General features: G+C 34.2%; 11 protein-coding genes and 1 tRNA gene. 8 read left to right on the top strand and 4 right to left on the bottom strand.

What is annotated here, in order from left to right:
* Nucleotides 1-560: 560 nt before the first annotated feature.
* The 5 genes from QLG00_RS05880 to QLG00_RS05860 all read left to right on the top strand — a co-directional run bounded on the left by QLG00_RS05880 (nucleotide 561) and on the right by QLG00_RS05860 (nucleotide 3767).
* Nucleotides 561-1073 carry a PAAR domain-containing protein gene (locus QLG00_RS05880; RefSeq protein ID WP_048765324.1) on the top strand — a complete coding sequence of 171 codons (513 nt, stop codon included), beginning with the start codon at nucleotides 561-563 and terminating at the stop codon, nucleotides 1071-1073.
* Complete coding sequence (locus QLG00_RS05875) at nucleotides 1066-1734, top strand: hypothetical protein (protein WP_048765326.1); 669 nt, start codon at nucleotides 1066-1068, stop codon at nucleotides 1732-1734. The genes QLG00_RS05880 and QLG00_RS05875 overlap by 8 nt, the downstream gene beginning before the upstream one ends.
* A gap of 1 nt (nucleotide 1735) precedes the next feature.
* Nucleotides 1736-2131, top strand: coding sequence for an NF045616 family extracytoplasmic (lipo)protein (locus QLG00_RS05870; protein ID WP_282470653.1), 396 nt, complete (start codon nucleotides 1736-1738; stop codon nucleotides 2129-2131).
* Between the two features lie 116 nt (nucleotides 2132-2247).
* Nucleotides 2248-2940: a hypothetical protein gene (locus QLG00_RS05865; RefSeq protein WP_282470652.1), complete on the top strand. Its 693-nt coding sequence runs from the start codon at nucleotides 2248-2250 to the stop codon at nucleotides 2938-2940.
* A 557-nt stretch (nucleotides 2941-3497) separates the two neighbouring features.
* Entirely contained in the window at nucleotides 3498-3767 is a 270-nt protein-coding gene (locus QLG00_RS05860; protein WP_282470651.1) for a hypothetical protein, read from the top strand.
* Between the two features lie 204 nt (nucleotides 3768-3971).
* Here QLG00_RS05860 and QLG00_RS05855 read toward each other — a convergent pair whose 3' ends face one another.
* The 3 genes from QLG00_RS05855 to QLG00_RS05845 are packed head-to-tail and all read right to left on the bottom strand — an operon-like array spanning nucleotide 3972 to nucleotide 8089.
* On the bottom strand, nucleotides 3972-5864 hold the full coding sequence (locus QLG00_RS05855; RefSeq protein ID WP_282470650.1) for a Z1 domain-containing protein: 1893 nt from the start codon (nucleotides 5862-5864) through the stop codon (nucleotides 3972-3974).
* Complete coding sequence (locus tag QLG00_RS05850) at nucleotides 5865-6905, bottom strand: restriction endonuclease PLD domain-containing protein (RefSeq protein WP_282470649.1); 1041 nt, start codon at nucleotides 6903-6905, stop codon at nucleotides 5865-5867. It lies immediately after the preceding gene.
* 2 nt (nucleotides 6906-6907) lie between these two features.
* Nucleotides 6908-8089, bottom strand: coding sequence for a DNA cytosine methyltransferase (locus QLG00_RS05845; protein WP_282470648.1), 1182 nt, complete (start codon nucleotides 8087-8089; stop codon nucleotides 6908-6910).
* A gap of 363 nt (nucleotides 8090-8452) precedes the next feature.
* Between QLG00_RS05845 and QLG00_RS05840 the strand changes: the two genes are divergently transcribed.
* From QLG00_RS05840 to QLG00_RS05830, 3 genes are read left to right on the top strand one after another with little or no spacing between them, the layout of a single operon-like run.
* Complete coding sequence (locus QLG00_RS05840; protein WP_282470647.1) at nucleotides 8453-11191, top strand: type VI secretion system Vgr family protein; 2739 nt, start codon at nucleotides 8453-8455, stop codon at nucleotides 11189-11191.
* Nucleotides 11192-11211: 20 nt separating this feature from the next.
* On the top strand, nucleotides 11212-12270 hold the full coding sequence (locus QLG00_RS05835; RefSeq protein ID WP_282470646.1) for a T6SS immunity protein Tli4 family protein: 1059 nt from the start codon (nucleotides 11212-11214) through the stop codon (nucleotides 12268-12270).
* Nucleotide 12271: 1 nt separating this feature from the next.
* Complete coding sequence (locus QLG00_RS05830) at nucleotides 12272-14011, top strand: alpha/beta hydrolase (protein ID WP_282470645.1); 1740 nt, start codon at nucleotides 12272-12274, stop codon at nucleotides 14009-14011.
* Between the two features lie 89 nt (nucleotides 14012-14100).
* Here QLG00_RS05830 and QLG00_RS05825 read toward each other — a convergent pair.
* Nucleotides 14101-14190 (bottom strand) — tRNA-Ser (locus tag QLG00_RS05825).
* Nucleotides 14191-14271: the final 81 nt, after the last annotated feature.

Genomic DNA, 14271 nt, shown 5'->3' with positions numbered 1-14271 from the left:
ACTTACTGCTAAATAATGGTGGCAGAACGAAAAGGGGTTAGCAGACTGGACATACAGAACCAGCACGCGCGGACGCGTCCCCCTCCCGTTCTACCGCAAAGGGGGACGAGAAGGTTTTACGCATGTGGGTAAGACTCAGAAGATTATACCCTGATGCGCTGTATGAAACGGTCTGCTAAAACCGACTGGCAATGTAGGCCAGTAGGAGAATGATAAAATTTAGGGTGGGTTTAGTCAATTGGATGTTTTTTCAAATTTTAAACGTTGAGTATAACTGGTGGTTGTAGCTACATTAGAACTTATATAAAGTGATTTCTTAATATGAAAAAACAAGACATATCAAATATTTATTCTGGAAAAGTAATTGCTGTATTTAATTAGCCTATAAAATGAATTTAAAATCTTATATCACAGAGATATTTATTTTTTTAATTTGACGATATATTACTTTATGGATATATTTAAAAAGATAGATAAAAATCAATTTTTAAAATATAGAAGATATTGTAAGTGAGCTAAATATTTTCTTGCATAACGTGAAGATAAATTTATATTGAAAAATGAAAGCATTAATAACAGTTGGTTGCATGACGGACCATGGTGGTCAAATTATAATTGGTGATCATACATTTTTAGTGGAAGGAAAAGCTGTCCATCTCGATGGTATGCCTCATTTTTGTCCAAAGTGTAAGATTGAAGCACGTGCTATTGCTTCAAATAAAGGATTTATGCTCGTTGGGGGTAAAAGTATTGTTGCTGTGGGGGATAAAGCAACATGTGGAGCAAAATACATAAAAATATCTGATCTTGCAGTATTATCAAATGGAATTGGTAACTCAAGAGATATAAAAAGTAGCGGAACTATTTCACCAATTAAGGCATATGGTCAACGTTTTGTATTGAAAGATGAGCTAACAGATGAGCCTTTAGCTAATGTCTGTTATGAGATTCATCAAAATGGCAATGTAATTCATGGTAAGAGTGATCACGATGGATTTACTCAATTGATTACTAGTGATCAGTTTGAGGAAATAGAAATCAGAATTATCTCTAAGGAACATAATCATGACTAGTAATCTTATATCAAATTATTTCGAAAAATTAAAAAAAATTGATGGAGATATGAAGAAAAATGCAACTGTTATAAAACTTAATACGAAAAGAAAAATGACATCGGGCGAAATCGAGATGTCGAAACTTATATTTAAAGACTCAATTGATTATTCCAAAGTTTGGATACATCTTGGAGGTTTAATACACACTCGAACAGGTAATGCTATGACACCTGCGGGTGAAATTTATTTGCCTAAAGATGAGTATTTAAATACTCCGGATTATAGTAAGGCACCTGGTGCTGATAGGCACTGGTTTATTCATGAAATGACTCATATCTGGCAGTATCAGATGGGAGTTTCTAATGGCTGGCTTGCCATAAAACAATTATGTAACGGAGGATATACGTCACAAGTTAATTCTGTCGATTCCGGAGATCGAGAGTTAAAAGCATATGATACTGACCTAGTAGGTCGAGATAAAAATAAAAAATTTCAGGATTTTAACTTTGAACAGCAAGGACGTATCATTGAGTTTTGGTTTGATGCAATGTATTTACAACATGTCAACCCTAATCGTAAACATCATCAAGTAAGTCTAAAATTGCAAGGTTATGTAGAACAAATATTGAGAAGTTTTTTATTGAATCCTTATGATAAAAAACTGCTCCCGAGATCTTGAAATGTATAAATTTATAATAAACTTAATAATTGTTTTTGCACTTATTGCATGTAACAAGCAATCAGAAGAATTAAGCACTAAGATCAAAGATGCGAACTTATGCGTTTATACAAATGAGTCGAAAAATGATAATAAGGTCAGTTTTTTAGTTGAATTGGCTAAAATTAACTTTACTCAAGATTACAAAACTATTTATGAAAAATCTTTTGATAATGTCGATTTACCAATTTCGGAAAAAAGTTGTGTTTTGATTCCATTAAGTAATTTTGAAAAAAATCAGCCGTATGTGATTACTCTTGGTACTATCAATCATACATATAGAGCAAGAATTTGCGTAATAGAAAACAATAACCAGAAAATAATTAAATCTGTTGAAGATGGAAAAGATAGTTGTTAAGGCATAATTTTATTATGATAGTATAGCAAAATTTTCAATCTAGTTGCTAATCTCATTTTATCTATATGAGAATAAAAAACAAGATCGGATTGGGAGTATTACGTGAAAATTAAGAAATGAATCAAAATCAATTTATACAACTAGCAGAATCATTGCATTTAGACACTACTATTATTCACTGGATAGCACTCATTTTAACAGTGATTGGTTTATTGATACCTTTCATTACTCTGATAGAGAAATTGGGAGTGATTAACTGGATTATGAAGTGGATTTCACCAAAAATTGATTACGAAGAGGAAATTGCAACAATAGACTTGCTAACTAATTTTAAAGTTCAGATTGAGGGTGTAAATGATGATCATCCTTATGCAATAATTACTAATCAGCAAAAGGAAATAGTTTTACTAAATCGCTTTTATAACAGCCGTTTAGAGGATTTGTATCTACTTAGATATTGTATGAGTAGAAAGGAACGTAAACGAGCTTTTCGTTTATCAAGACATACTATTTTTCCTATTTTTATCAAAAAAGATCTTATTAGTAATGGTTATATTCTGCGGAAATTTGTAGTTAAGCCTTTTATTTATACTTGTTTAACTATTTGGATTTTAATATACGCCTCTATTACATTAGGTCTTTTGTATTTACTAATGAGTTTTTACAAAGAATTAAATTTAATTCAAATTTTAGCTATATATTTATGTGCTGCTATTTTGCCCTTGAGTGTTGGATGGTTGCTTGGTTTCTTGTTGGTACCCTTTCAAGCGAAATCTTTCGTAGAATTAAAAAAATATAATGAACTTTAATTATAAAAATTCTTCAAAAAAAGCTCTATAAGTAGAATTTTCTATTAAGATGCGAGAAGGAGGGGCTGCATAAAAAATCAAGATTTATAAAATAAAATTATAAGTATATTGAAAGACTTTAATGCTGTAATGGAATGAGGGTTAATGATATTTATCGTAAATATGATATTGGCAATATCGTTTATGGTGTATGCAAAAAATATGAAGGTATGGACGTATTTGGTGTCAAGAGTATGCGTGAGTTAAAAAAGAAAATATTAAACTTAAAAAATGTTTGCTGAACTCAGTCTGGAAAACCATACAATGAAAAAACTATTTGCAAAAAAGGGGGTGATAGCAGATCGGCGAGATTGTGTGAATACGGTAATTTTATTTGAATTGTCAGTCATAAAAGCCTGTTGTTCAAGTGGGCTCAGCAAAGCCAGCTACTATAGAGGAAGTACAGGTTGGCGTAAGCGAGAAGCTACTGTCATTGAGATTTTGAATGGTGTCTTGAAAGAATATATACAATTTGACTTTTGGAAATGTTCTGGTCGTATTCGTGGTCAAGGTCATGGTTGGAATCACAAAATGATTTATCGAATACGCTGTTTGATGTGCTTAAATCTGCCATGTCGCCAAAAGTGATTTATTCCCAAGTGTATTGCACAGTCATTGGAAGTGGTGGTTCAAGCCAATCATTGATGGAGGCTCGATTTATGAATGACAATCTGTATCGCAGTGAATATGTGAATGAAATTATCAAAAAATGTCTAGGAATTAAATTTGATATATCATCACTACCCGCTGAACGTGTTGTCACAGTATTAGATAGATTTGTTCAGTAACGTGGTTTACCTAAACAACTTACAGGATAAAAACTGAAAAAATTTAGTTGTTTCTCAATAATGCGCAAGTAAAGAATACAAGCGGAGAAAAAATTGTAATCAACAAGTGCAAACCATAAATTAGATCAATCTTTTTTATAGTATAATTTGTACTAAGAGAAAGAATTCTCAGTACAAATTTAAACAACCTCTAAAATTAACTTTTTAAGAATTTACATCCCAAAATATCATATTTTGGGGGAATTTAATATTAGGTAACCAGAATGGATTTCCATTCCAGTTTGATTCAATATCACCAGTTACTTCGTAAAGAGTAAGAATAATATCATCAGATTTAGTATCACCGATCTTTCGATCATTTGGTGATAGCATTGTTCCAGTTCCTTTGGAAATTTTACGATCTGTTTTTATTAGTAAGTAGTATTTAATGCTTGGTCGTTTACTCTTTATTGCATTTATACAAGAAATAAATTTAGAAATATCCCAGTCCCATTTGTTATAGGTTCCTAATGCTTTTAAAATAGAAATCATAAATTCTGAGTCAATTTGATATAAATCTTTATTTTCTTGAATATAATCATCAAGATCATCCAATAATGAATTAATATAATTAAGATTTGTTTGGTCTGGATTATCTGAAAAATAATTTTTTCCACCAGCAATTAATCTTAAGCTTTTATCATTCAATACATTTTTTCTTGTGGGTTGAATTTTATTTGGATAAATAATCTGTATTTTCTTCTGATCATTATCATAAGATTGTTTGATTAATAAGTTGTTAGCTGAATTTAATTCAATAAAGAATTTATAAATATCATTGGGGATAAATAGCCTTAGTAAACTTTTTTCTCTATCATAACCAAAAATTCTTGAATGTTGCCAGAAAGTATCTGCATTTGGAACCTTGGATATTCGACTGTAATATACTGTTTGAAGTTTAGGAATAGTTAATCCTCGACTAATTACATTTCCACCTATAATAATATTGTAGCCTTTATTTATATTAAATGTTGTTTCAGTTTTAGAATTTAATGTATAAATTTGAATACATCGATTTTCTAAGAGAAAGATTATCGTTTGATATATATCTTCAAAGTGATTGATATCTGGTTTTGTCATTTTGAGATCTTGCCATATAGATAAAAACTCACTTGACAAATCTAAGCCATCATTTAAAGCAAAAGTCATAAAATTTAGATGTTCAATAATTTTATCTGCAAATGCTTGATGATCACTGATACGTACACTTGGATGGACAATAAAATTACAATTACTTTGTGAGTTTAGATAAAACTCAGCACATGTAATTACAAAACTTTTTAGAGCTTGATTTAGCCCTTCTGGTATTTCTGAGCTTTCATCTTTTGCATTTTCAGATTCTTCACTAATAAAGCGTGTTACAAAACTTTGTGGTTCAGTAAATATAAAATTACCACTTATATATCCATCACCAGGTTCAAAATATTGCGTAAACTCTGGGTACCAATCTGAGTTTTTATCTTGTAATAGAATTGCTTGAGGTGTAGCCGTTACTTCAATAAATATTGATTGGTTACAAGTATTTTTTATATTAGCTAATAAACTATTAACGGTACTTATACCTTTTTGGCTGCTGGTTTTTGTGTTAAGGCTTGCTGCGTCAGCCTCATCGTCAATTATAATAAGCTGATATCCATTAAGATATGATTTACTACTTAATGTATCACGCCATTTTTTTAGAATTCTACTGTTCTTTTTTAAAACCACAATTATCGGTTTATTTAATCGGAAGGAATCATCAAAATTATGAATATCATTTTCTGATAAAACTGAAAAATCTTTTAAACTAATTTTGACTCGTTCAAGAGTCTGTTTTTGCAAATCCACACTGTCAGTAGTTAAGTAAATGAAAAACTTATAGTTTTCATCAGCTAAAAAGCTTACTAGTCCAAGAACTTGTCCAGTTTTTCCACTTTGAACGTTACCTAATAAAAGTGTGTTACGAATTTTTTTTTTAGGATCCGTCTTTTTTAATTTCTCTGAGAAAGATTTTGAAACCTCTTGTATTGATTTTCGCTGATATTGAGGTAAGGAACTTAAATAATTTTCTAAATACATTTATTTACCTTTAAATGATAATAGCCACAAATTCGGATCATCTGTTGACCTAAGATCTATTATATTATTTCCATATTCTAATAATACATCAGTAGTAATTTTTTGTCCTGTTTTTAAACAACCATTTATTTCTAACCTTCCCTTTATCCATTTACCTAAGACTTTTAAATCATCTTCTGATCTAAAGTTTTTTGAGAAATCACCAGATGTTTTACATTTGAATTGCCATCCATCGTCAGTGATTACGGAGAAAGAGCGCTTTACAGGATAACCTGATTGAGAGGTAGTCGTATTAGAAACAATAAGCTCAACTTCATACCATGAGCGTGGTATAATAAATCCTCGTTGATCTTTTCTTCCTTTACCCAGATAAGCATTTACATTGCTTTTATCTGTAGGTTTTACAGGAATTTTAAAATTATATTTTGAGGGTTTTTCAAATAATGATTTAACTTTTTCTAAAGTAACTTTTTCTACTCCTAAATGCTCATCTAAATGCAAATTATGTAATATAAATTTTGATGGGGTAGGGGCATCAGAAATCAAAGTTCCTAAGGCTTGAATTGTTTTTTTTATATCTTTATACACTGCATTTGCTACAATCTGCTCTTCTATATGTAACATAGTTTCATATGTTCTTTCGAGATTGTTCATAAAACAGCTAAAGTTAGCAGATCCAATTAAACTATCAATTTTCTCTTTAGTCTTAAATGAGTATAATTTACCGTGAAATTTCATAAACTCAGATATATATACAGCACCTCTATTAGTGGTAACTAAAAAATTATTTAATTTTATCAAGCTATCATATTGAAGCTTAGTAAATCCCTCTAAATAATGCATACCTACTAATATTTGAATATTTTTTATGAAGTATGGATTCTGTTGAAGAATAGAATGAAGGTCTTCTATTGAATCATTAGAAATATAACCCGTCGCAATTAATACTTCATCAGCAGATTTAAATAACTTTAACCAAGTATCTTGCAAAGATTTATTAGTGATTTTTGCTGGAGAAAAATTTGAAAAAATAAGTTCCATTTTCAACCTTTAATCTTATTAAGTCTATCTTGAAAGTGAGCGCTTTTTTCTTTCTCAAAACGTTCATATAAATCAACTTTTTCATAACTATTACTAAAAATTGGTAAAATGGTTTTTGCAAGTTCATATACTCCTTGAGGAGGAACCGCATTACCAATTTGTCGTCGAACTTCTGTAGTTGTCCCAATAAATTCAAAATTATCAGGAAACGATTGAATTCGTGCTCTTTCACGATTGGTAAAGGCACGCGGTTCTGGGTAGTGGTAGCCCCACGTTCCGCCACCACCCGCAGCAATAATGGTTTTAGATGGTTCATCCGGATGCATTCTTCTATAGACATGACTAATCATACCTTTTACATATAAGGGGTGCTCTTTTGGAATATCTGTAAAATTACCACCTGGAGGGATTAAATTCAGCATATCAACTGTTTTAGGACTAATACGTAGTAACTCATTATTAGTGGCATTCGCTGGAATATCTTTTACTGCCTCACCAGCTGTCACAAATGGTTTTAGTCCTTTGATTGAATCCTGTCCATGAGTGGGAGTTGGATGTTTAAAATCAAAACCTGTATCTACTCTAATTCCAACAATTAATACACGTTCTCGTAGCTGAGGAACACCATATTCAGCAAAATTATAAAGTTTTGCTTGCACATAATATCCTGGACAAATTGCTTCAAAGTCTTCAATAATTTGTTTAATTGCTTTTTTCTTATTTGCAGTTAATAACCCTTTGACGTTTTCAGCAACGAATACTTTAGGCTTTTTTGCATCAACGAATCGGAGAAAACTTTTGTAAAGATTTCCACGCTCACCTTCTAGGCCTGGTTGTTTCCAGATCATAGAAAAGTCTTGGCATGGGAACCCACCTAATATAATGTCGCAATCAGGAATATTTTTATCGTAAGGATCTATTTGCTCAATATCTCCTTCTACAATGACGTCAGCTATATTCTTTTTAAAAGTTTCACATGCCCATTTAGAAAGATCATTTGCCCAAACTGTTTCATAGCCAGCCATATGAAAGCCTAGGTCTAGCCCCCCGCAGCCAGTAAACAATGACAAAATCTTAGGCTTCTTATTTTCACTAAGTATTTGTTTTTTAAATGTATCTTGCTGTGATTCTGCCTCGTAAGAACCAGAACTATTTTCTGCAAAATCTTGAAGTACTACACTCATTACTCAGCCTGATCGTTAAATTTATATAAAACCATTGTGAATATTAACATATGTTGTGAGATTTGAATTATTAGAAAATTTTTGAGCGTCAAATAACGACGTCATAGAGATATTAAAGTCATGATGGAAATTTTATATTTTGATTATAAATACTTAGCAGTGATTCAAGATGAAGAGCTTAGAATTTTTTGGCTTAAGGACCTAAGTTCATCAAAAAAATTGAAAATAATTAATTATTAGAAAGTTAAAAAAATTAAGGTATTAGTTCTTGCATTACGATGTCCAAAAAATTAAGTACACAAAATTGAGATAGACAGATGGTTCTGGTAATCTGGATTGATCAATAATAAGGCAAACACAATAATGTTAAATAGTATTTTTGGCATTCTTGATAAGTTGGGTTTCAATCAGCAAAAACGTGCAATCAGTATTCAGTTTTCAAATCAAGAATTAAACCATCACATCATGTTACAGCGTATCGATGGCTATCACGCCATTAACGATGGGCTGTCTGTCGAGCTTATTTGTATTTCAACAAATCCATATCTTTCTTTAAAACAATTCATCGGATGTCAGGCTGCAATCGATCAAGTTACAGATACCGGAAAATTATTTAGAACAACGGGCATTATTACCGAAGCAAGCCAAGGGCAAAGTGATGGTGCATTAACACTGTATCGGCTACGGCTACAAGATGCGACGAGCTTATGGCATAAACGGCGTAACAGCCGTGTATTTATGAACAAGAGTGTAGTCGAGATTATTGAAATTGTTTTTAGAGAGTGGCAAAGCAAAAGCCCACTCTTTGCCGCAACCCTTAAATTAGACACCAGCCATCTCACCAATAAACAGTACGATATTCGACCTTTTTCGATGCAGTCAAATGAAAGTGACTATACGTATTTAACACGTTTAATGCGTGAAGAAGCAATTAATTGGCTCATTGACGAATCTAATTATCTGGTAATGAGTCAAACTCAAGCGATCGAACCGCAGTACCTTCGCCTAGTCGATCAGAATACCGAATATAGTTGCTTAGAGCGTAGTTCTATTCGTTATCACCGTAGTCATGCCACCGAACAACAAGACAGCATTACCAGCCTCATTGCACAACGCCAATTACAGTCAACTGCTATTTACGTACAGCGCTGGCAAGCAGATGCTTTATCTCAAGAAGATGCCAGCGGTTCAGTCTTAAGTAATCATCAACACAGCCAGCAACATGGCAATGAGAGCCTTAGTCTTGAACAGGCATGGAACATTTCCCCAGCATGGATGACCGATTTAAACGGTGAAGATCAAGCCACTGCATCGGACAGTCGCCAGCTTGAAAAACTCAATAAACAGCTTCATCTGTATCAGGCATTACAGGCAAAGTCATTTACTGCTTTTAGTAGCGTCCGGGATACTCAGGTTGGATATTGGTTCAGGTTAGTCGATCATCCCGAGTTAGATAAAAATCATAATGAAAGTGATAAAGAGTTTTTGATTGTGAGTAAGCATTTTTACAATCAGAATAATTTACCTAAGGATATACAAGATCAAATACAACAACTGCTTAGCTTAAACCATTGGTCAATTCATCAAGATAGTTTTCAAGAAAGACAAGCCAATAAGCTTACGCTGATTCGACGTAATATCGACATTGTGCCTGAGTATGATCCTTTAAAACATCGGGCAATCGCTCATGTCCAGCGTGCCAGAGTAGTCGGCAGTGAAGCTGAAGAAATTCATGTCGACGAGTGGGGGCGTATCAAAGTCCGTTTTTTATTTACACGTACTGAAGATCACGAACATGATGGTGGTGCGGGTTCAAATGAAAGTGACACAGATTCGGCATGGGTGGATGTACTTACTCCATGGGCTGGCGAAGGTTATGGGGCTCGCTTCTTACCGCGTGTAGGTGAAATAGTCGTAATCGACTTTTTTGATGGAAATATTGATCGGCCATTCGTAACGGGGCGAATTCATGAAGCTCATCGTTCACCAACTAAGTTTGATATTAAAGGGCAACTTCCAGAGACTAAAAAATTAAGTGGTATTCGCTCAAAAGAAGTCGCTGGGGAAGGTTACAACCAACTTCGCTTCGACGACACAACAGGACAAATCAGTGCGCAGTTACATAGTAGCCATGGGAGTACACAGCTCAATTTAGGTCATTTAAGCCACCCTAAAGACAAGACTGAGAGTGAAGGGCGTGGAGAAGGGTTCGAGTTAAGAACAGATGATTGGGGCGCTATCCGTGCTTCAAAAGGAATACTTCTCACATCGGAAGCATCTGAGCAGGCACAAGGTGAGCAGCTCACAAGATCCAGTATCGAAGAAAATCTTCATTTTCACACTAAAAGTAACCAATACTTTAAAGAACTTGCTCAAGCTCACGAAGTTGATGAGCCTGATTTAGAAGCGCAAAAGTCATTAAAAGAAAAATTTGAATCATGGGCAGACAATAACGATGCACTTGTTGCATTACATAGTGAATCTGCACTGATTTTAGATAGTAAAGAGAGTCTGCAACTGACATCAAAAGATAATATCGAGTTGAGTACACCAAAAAATCTGCAATTTTTTACGGGTAAAAGCTGGATTGCAAAGGCACTCGATAAAATTAGTTTATTTGCCAAACACGCTGGAATCAAAATTAAATCGGGTGAGGGAGATATAGAGGTCGCCGCTCAAAAGGGAAAAATGACTTTATCTTCTAAACAACTAATGCATGTTTACTCACTTAATGATTTTGTTCGAATCGAAAGTGGCAAAGGAATCTTGATTACCGCTGGTGGTGGCTATATCAAAATTCAAAATGGCAATATAGAAATTGCTTGCCCAGGCTTGATGGAACTCAAAGCGGGCCAAATTCAAGCCAAAAGTGGGGCTTCTCTTTCTAGCGAACTACCCGCAATGCCAGAATTAAAATCGCAATACGACGAGCATTTTATTTTGCATTATCCAGATGGCGAGCCTGCAAAGAACCTGAAATATCGGATTACGGCAGAAGATGGTCAAGTTTTTGAGGGGGTATCTGGTGAAGATGGAAAAACCACAGTTTTTACCAAAGATGCAATGACTGCATTAAACATAGAAGTTTTTTCTCCAGAATAAAATACGAAGGAAAGTCACGAATGAATGTATTGAAGTGCTTAACACTTTGTTTATTAACAGTAGTTTCTTTTAGTGCGTGTTCAAATGTTGAAAAAGAACAAGAAGGAATTAAAGTGATCGATTATCGTAATCCTAAAAAAGTGTGTTTCGGCCGAATTGAATTAACGGTTCCGAAAGAAACAGAAGTTGAATACAGTAACTTCAACTATAACGGCAGTAATATAGAAGTAGATGAAAGTGTAAAAACATACGAAGCATATCAAAAACTGATTAATGACAAGATCCAGTATTTAAAGCATGAGCCACATGAAACAGAAGGTGTTTTATTGAAACAAGAAATACTAGGTCCAGTAAATCAGCTTAACCGTTCTGTTAGTCATATTATTGTTTTTCGAGATGGGTTGTATGTTACATCAGCTTATGAAGTTTATGGTTACCTTTATTTAGGCCCGAGAAGATTAGTTGTTCTTAAAAGTGGAGCAAGTAATGATTTATTGAATGAGGCCATTGAGGACATGAAACAAACTTTAAGGAGTATAAAAATAAAATCGGCTAAAGGCGAAGAACAAGCCGGTTTATGTTGGAAGGATTTTTTTATTTTAGACGATATGAGCAAAAACATTCCATTTGGGGGAGGATATTTACATTTCAAATTCCCTAGTTATCCAAGAGTTAGAGTAGATATCGAACATCGAGTAAGACTTGAATCAGATCGTCCATTAATTGAGATGGTAAAGGAAAATGAGGCGAATGCACCGCTCATTTTTAAAGCAATGATGAGTACAACAAATTTAAGAGAGCAAAAGAAAGAAATTCACGGTTTAGCTGGTGAAGAGATATTCGGCCATGCTCACCGTAGAGGTTTTGTTGAGCGAGGTTTTGAATCGGCGGCTTGGCAGTATATGGGTTCTTTAGAAAATAATAATGATCCTTTTATTCATTATAGCTTGGAAAGTGCTGAACTAGTTCATGATGATGAACCACTAGAGTCTACGATTAGTCAAAAGAAAGTCTTTCAGTTACACGATTTTATTTTAAACAGCATCCAAATTGCGCCCAATAATAAAAAGGAACAATAAGATGGCAAATAAGTCTATTGCTCAATCAGGTTCAGCCACTAGTCCAACTACCAATAAAGCTGGAACTTATGTAGAGGTGCCTTTACAGGATACGATTCCGATTATCTTTGTACCTGGAATTATGGGGTCAAATATTTTTAATACAGCTTTAAATAAGCCTGTATGGAAGTTGGGTAATGGCGGTGGCATGATAGGAACTATTTATTCGCAAATGCAAAAAAGTCCCGCTGTGCTGCAAGCTGAGTTAGATCCATTAAACACGAAAGTGGATACGAGTGGACATATAGCAGTTGATCGACGACTAAAGCTGACTGAAAAAACACTGCGGGAACGTTATTGGGGAACTGTACATTGGGACAGTTATGGTGGAATTCTAACTTATTTGCAATTGGTATTAAATAACGTCGATTTAAATGAAAAGCCGATTTATACAACTGGCTTGGGAGGAGGATATGCTGCTGTTCAACAAATGAAGCAGCAAGAGTCAGTTTATGAGTGGAAAAGTCTAATGAATAAAACTGAATCCTCAAAATGGTCCCCTCAAGAATCAATTGTACCGATTAATCAACAAGAGATAGAACATCTTAAGAAATTCCATTTTCCTGTGTATGCCATGGGTTATAACTGGTTACAGTCGAGTGAAAACGGTGCAGCGCTTGTTGCTCAAAAATTAGATAAAATAAAACAAGAGTATGGTACTAGGTTTCATAAATTTATTATTGTGAGTCACTCGATGGGAGGGCTTTTGACGCGTAGACTAGTTCAATTATGTGGTGAAGATGTTGCTGGTGTGGTTCATGGCGTTATGCCCGCAGAAGGAGCGGCAGCAGCCTACCGTCGACTCGTTGCTGGTTCTTCCGAAGGTGGTCTGGTAAGTGCAGTTGCTGCTAATGTGATTGGTAAAAATACAGAGCATGTGACAGCAGTACTTGCAAATGCACCAGGTGGTTTAGAACTGTTACCAACCAAGGCTTATAACAGCGGAAAGCCATGGTTATTCTTAAATGGTTCAGGATTAATGAATGGAAAAGACCTGCATACCAATGTTGTTCCTCTTCCTAAAAGTGATCCATATGAAGAGATTTATAAGGCCGATGGGGTTTGGTGGGAAATGGTTAAGGATGAACTAGTCGATCCTGCCAAGTTAATTAAGAAAGACAATCCCAATCAGAGAGCCAAAGATGTATATTTCAAAAAAATTGAGAAAGTAAAAGAATTTCATTCTAAGATTACCAATAAATATCATCCTTGCACTTATGTAAATTATGGACATGACTCTAAACATTTAAGTTTTGGAACACTTACATGGACATTAGATCAACCATTACGGGGATTAACTGCTGAACAAATGAAAAGGTTACCAAGAGCGACAGCAAAACAAATAGGTACATATCGTCAAAAAATTGTTCAAGAACAAATGGTCAAAATTAAAGAGGGCAAAGGTACAGATGTGAACAATCGTGACTTAGCACTTGAGAATAATGGTATCCGCTATATCGCGTTAGTAAGTGGTAATCTGGGTATTTTTTCAATCTCCAATCAAGACGCAGCTGGGGATGGTACCGTACCGCATCAATCTGGTTCTGCTCCACTAAAACAGTCTGGTGTTAAACAGGTATTCAAAATGGCAGGCTTTGATCATCAAGGAAGTTATAACAATGCTCAAGTTAAACGTTCAGTCTTATATTCAATAGTAAAGATTATCAAAGAAAATAATATTCAGCCAAAATTTAGATCGTAATTCGAAAATCTTGTTTTTATATCGTTATAAAAAAAGCCCAATCTCTTCAAGATCAAGCTTTTTCATTACGGTGGCTACTTCGTATATTTTGGCGGTGAGAGAGGGATTCGAACCCTCGATACGCGTAAACGTATACACACTTTCCAGGCGTGCTCCTTCAGCCACTCGGACACCTCACCAAGGCGAGCGATAATAGCGAATATTTTGTATTCTGCCAAGTATGAAACAATTGATTTAGAGAAAAACTTAGAACTTAGTGA

The sequence above is a fragment of the Acinetobacter sp. V89_7 genome (assembly GCF_029967895.1).
GTDB lineage: Bacteria > Pseudomonadota > Gammaproteobacteria > Pseudomonadales > Moraxellaceae > Acinetobacter > Acinetobacter soli.
Note: the sequence above shows the minus strand (reverse complement) of the source record. Positions and strands in the feature narration are given on the sequence as shown.

Bases quoted from the DNA above. Each gene is read 5' to 3' on its own strand.
- QLG00_RS05880 (WP_048765324.1), top strand. From the start codon at position 561: ATGAAAGCATTAATAACAGTTGGTTGCATGACGGACCATGGTGGTCAA.
- QLG00_RS05875 (WP_048765326.1), top strand. From the start codon at position 1,066: ATGACTAGTAATCTTATATCAAATTATTTCGAAAAATTAAAAAAAATT.
- QLG00_RS05870 (WP_282470653.1), top strand. From the start codon at position 1,736: ATGTATAAATTTATAATAAACTTAATAATTGTTTTTGCACTTATTGCA.
- QLG00_RS05865 (WP_282470652.1), top strand. From the start codon at position 2,248: ATGAATCAAAATCAATTTATACAACTAGCAGAATCATTGCATTTAGAC.
- QLG00_RS05855 (WP_282470650.1), bottom strand. From the start codon at position 5,864: ATGTATTTAGAAAATTATTTAAGTTCCTTACCTCAATATCAGCGAAAA.
- QLG00_RS05850 (WP_282470649.1), bottom strand. From the start codon at position 6,905: ATGGAACTTATTTTTTCAAATTTTTCTCCAGCAAAAATCACTAATAAA.
- QLG00_RS05845 (WP_282470648.1), bottom strand. From the start codon at position 8,089: ATGAGTGTAGTACTTCAAGATTTTGCAGAAAATAGTTCTGGTTCTTAC.
- QLG00_RS05840 (WP_282470647.1), top strand. From the start codon at position 8,453: ATGTTAAATAGTATTTTTGGCATTCTTGATAAGTTGGGTTTCAATCAG.
- QLG00_RS05835 (WP_282470646.1), top strand. From the start codon at position 11,212: ATGAATGTATTGAAGTGCTTAACACTTTGTTTATTAACAGTAGTTTCT.
- QLG00_RS05830 (WP_282470645.1), top strand. From the start codon at position 12,272: ATGGCAAATAAGTCTATTGCTCAATCAGGTTCAGCCACTAGTCCAACT.